This is a genomic window from Nostocoides australiense Ben110 (genome assembly GCF_001050535.1).
GTDB classification, from domain to species: Bacteria; Actinomycetota; Actinomycetes; order Actinomycetales; family Dermatophilaceae; genus Nostocoides_A; species Nostocoides_A australiense.
In genome coordinates, this window is the sequence record NZ_HG764815.1 from 3,734,119 (window position 1) to 3,735,135 (window position 1,017).

1 protein-coding gene is annotated in these 1,017 nt (G+C 68.1%); it reads right to left on the reverse strand.

Features of this window, described 5'->3' with window-relative positions; translation table 11 throughout:
• A partial coding sequence (locus tag BN11_RS18345) for an AAA family ATPase (RefSeq protein WP_157044419.1) occupies positions 1–1,017 on the reverse strand: 1,017 nt, incomplete at both ends.

Genomic DNA, 1,017 nt, shown 5'->3' on the forward strand with positions numbered 1-1,017 from the left:
CCCTTCGGCGTCGGGCTCCGGTCCGCCCTCGGCGGTCATCTCGGCCTCCGCTTCGGCGGTGTCGTCGGCCGGCGGCGGACCCGCCGGCTCGTCCTCGGCGAGGTGTTCCTCGGCCTCGCGGAAGTCCTCCGCGAGGAGCCGCCGCAAGTCCTCGGTGGTGACGTCCTCGTCATCGCGCAGCCGCCAGGCGTGGCGGCCGATGGCTTCCTCGAGCAGATTGCGCACGAAGCGGCCGTTGCCGAAGGTGAAATTGCGTTCGGTGCGCGAAAGGATCTCGCGGACAACGGCTTCCGCCTCGTCGATGACGTCGTAGTCGGACTTCGCGGCCAGTCCCGCCATGATGTCGATCAGTTCGTCGTTGGTGTAGTCGGGGAACTCGATCATCGTCTTGAAGCGGCTGGCCAGGCCGGGGTTCTGGGCGATGAACTCCATCATCGGCCCGGGATAGCCGGCCACGATGACGACGAGGTCGTTGCGGTTGTCCTCCATCTCCTTGACGAGGGTGTTGATGGCCTCCTGGCCGTACTGATCGCCGGACAGGCCGTAGGCCTCGTCGATGAAGAGGACGCCGCCGATGGCCTTGGTGACGACCTCGGCGGTCTTGATCGCGGTCTGCCCGAGGTAGCCGGCGACAAGTTCGCTGCGGTCGACCTCGACGAGGTGTCCCTTGGTGAGCAGGCCGAGGGCGCGATAGATGCCGGAGACCATGCGGGCGACGGTGGTCTTGCCGGTGCCGGGGTTGCCGACGAAGACCAGGTGCCGGGTGATGGTGGCGGTCTTCAAGCCCGCCTCGGAACGCTTCTTCTCGACCTTGAGAATGGCGACCTGCTGGTGGATCTCGCGCTTGACCGAGTCCAGGCCGGTCATCTCGTCGAGCTCGGCCAATAGCTCCTCGACCGACTTCTGCGGCTCCGGCTCCTGCGCCGGCTGGCCTTGTGCCGCAGCCGGATCCGCGGGGGGGTGGCCCGGTTGCGCCGGAGCGGCGGGCGGCTGGCTGGGGTCGGTGGGTATGCCGCC